Raw genomic sequence first — 2,164 nt, forward strand, 5'->3', positions numbered from 1 at the left:
CCCATGCTCGTGGTGCCGCCGGTCTCGGCGGCGCCACCTGCCCGACCCGGGGAGCACCGTCCGTGCCCGAGACCACACCCGACGCCGCTTCCGAGGCGGCGGCGCGCTGCCTGCGCGCCGCCCGGGCCCTGGCGCGCGCGGTGCGCGTGCGGCAGCGCTCGGTGGACCTGCTCGTGGACGCGCGGGTGACGCAGATGGTCAGCGAGCTCAGGCGCACGGAGAGCTACCTGGGCAGGGAGCGCTCGGTGCTGGGCCGGCTGGACGGGCAGCTGTCCGACGCCGAGCCCTGACCGCGACCGGGCGCTCCAGGGGTCCCGGGGGTCCCGGGTGCGTGGCGCCGCTGGTCAGGGGCGGTCGTCCTCCGGGCCCTTGAGCACCTCCTGCCAGTGCACCCACGCCCGGTCGAAGCCGTCCTCGTGCCGGTGCAGCAGCGCGATGTCCAGCAGGGCGTGCGCGATGGCGTCGGCGGTCGCGGGCGGCAGGGGTCGGACCGTCACGGGAGCATCCTGCGCGGCGGCGCCGCCGTGGCCGGCGGTGGCCCCGGGCACCCCCGGCCCCTCGAAAGGGTGCCGCCCCGGATGTTGACGCTCCGTAGTCACCGGGGGTGTCATGGCGCCGGAGCACGGGAGCGCCGGGGGCGTGGCGGGGACGCCCCCGACGCTCCCGTCCCCGACGCGAGGGGCCCGGCTCAGCCGGCGCGGGAGTGGCGCACGGCGCGGTGGGCGCGGGTCACGCGCCGCACGTCGTCCTCGTAGCGGCGCACGACGCCCAGCGGCGCCCACGGGTCGGCGCGGTGGCCGCTGACCAGGACCCCGCCGTGGTCGGCGACGACGCTGCCGAGCATGAACTCCCCGAGGTCGAGGGAGCCGTCGGTGCCGAAGCGCCGCACCGGTGCGCCGGTGCGGGCGACGACCTTCTCCAGCCGGCTGAGGAAGGGGCCCGTCCCGAGGTGGCGCCCGAGCAGCAGGGAGCCGTCGGTGGCCGGCGCCAGGGTCAGCCACTCGTCGGTCTCGGCCGGGTCGTCGAGCAGCAGCAGGCCGCCCCGCCCGAAACCCGGGTCCAGCGCCCCGTCGGCGGAGACCCGGGCGGCGAAGGCGCCGCGGGAGGTGCGGGCGCCGGCGGCGCCGCCGAGGACGAGCGCGCCGTCGACGACGACGGCGTCGGAGGTGCTCAGGTCGGTGTCCGGCACGGTGATGCGCAGGGTGCCGCCGTCGGCGAAGGCGGGGTCCACGGTGCCGTCGGCGCGCAGCCGGGCCACCACGGCGTCCAGGCGCTCGGGCCGCCAGCTCGACCCGGCGGCGAGCACCTCGCCGCGCGGGCCGTCCAGCAGGGCCACGCCGTGCTCGTCGCCGCCCAGGTCGACGCGGCGCAGCCCGCCGGCGCCGAAGGCGGGGTCGGGGCGGCCGGCGCGGTCGAACTTCGCCAGCAGCACGTCGCCGTCGCCGGTGCGGCGCCGCTCGTCGGCGCTGACGAGGAACCCGCCGTCGGCGGTGGGCAGCGCGGAGGTCGGGTCGATGGCGTCCTGGTCGTGGCGGTCGCTCAGCGGGGCCGCGCCCAGCGTGGAGACGACGGGCCGGCCCTGCCCGAAGGCGGGGTCCGGGGTGCCGTCGGGGCGCAGCAGCGCCAGGCCGGCCTCGACCTGGCCGGAGGGGGTGTCCAGGTCGGCGAGCAGCAGGACGCGGTCGTCGGGCAGCACCCGCGCGGAGGTGCGCAGCACGGGGCGGCCGAAGTCGACGGCCGCGGTGCCGCGCTGGCCGAACGTCGCGTCCCAGCGCCCGCCGGTGAGCAGGCGCCGCACGAGCAGCACGGCGTGGTCGGGGGCGCGGCGGGAGACGACGAGGGTGCCGGTCCGCTGGCGGGCCAGGACGGTGCCGTCGGAGGAGCCGCCCGGCACGGGGGTGTCGAGGACGACGGTGCCGCGCTCGCCGAAGGCGGTGTCCACCGCGCCCGGTGCCGCGGCGGCGGGCGCGGCGAGCGCGACGGAGGCGGCCGCGAGGGTGGCGGTGGCGGCGGCCAGCAGGGAGCGGATCACGGTCACGTCCTCGAACGGGTGCGGGGCGCGCCGGTGGTCCCGGCACGCCCCGGCCACATCGCCCCACGGGCCCCGCGCGTTTCCGCCGTCCCGGTGGCGTCACCCGTCCGGCGGGTGCGGCCGGTCCGGGCG

General features: G+C 79.5%; 3 protein-coding genes. 1 reads left to right on the forward strand and 2 read right to left on the reverse strand.

The genetic code is table 11. From position 1 onward, the window contains the following. Positions 1-62 precede the first annotated feature (62 nt). The gene (locus GTR00_RS19480; protein ID WP_166613210.1) at positions 63-290 is read left to right on the forward strand and encodes a hypothetical protein; all 228 of its coding nucleotides are present in this window, start codon (positions 63-65) and stop codon (positions 288-290) included. 54 nt (positions 291-344) lie between these two features. Here GTR00_RS19480 and GTR00_RS19485 read toward each other — a convergent pair whose 3' ends face one another. Then, a complete protein-coding gene (locus tag GTR00_RS19485; RefSeq protein WP_166613211.1) occupies positions 345-497 on the reverse strand; it encodes a hypothetical protein in 153 nt (50 codons plus the stop codon). 191 nt (positions 498-688) lie between these two features. After that, a complete protein-coding gene (locus GTR00_RS19490; RefSeq protein WP_166613212.1) occupies positions 689-2,032 on the reverse strand; it encodes an NHL repeat-containing protein in 1,344 nt (447 codons plus the stop codon). Between the last annotated feature and the right edge of the window lie 132 nt (positions 2,033-2,164).

The sequence above is a fragment of the Kineococcus indalonis genome (assembly GCF_009906395.1).
Taxonomy (GTDB): domain Bacteria; phylum Actinomycetota; class Actinomycetes; order Actinomycetales; family Kineococcaceae; genus Kineococcus; species Kineococcus indalonis.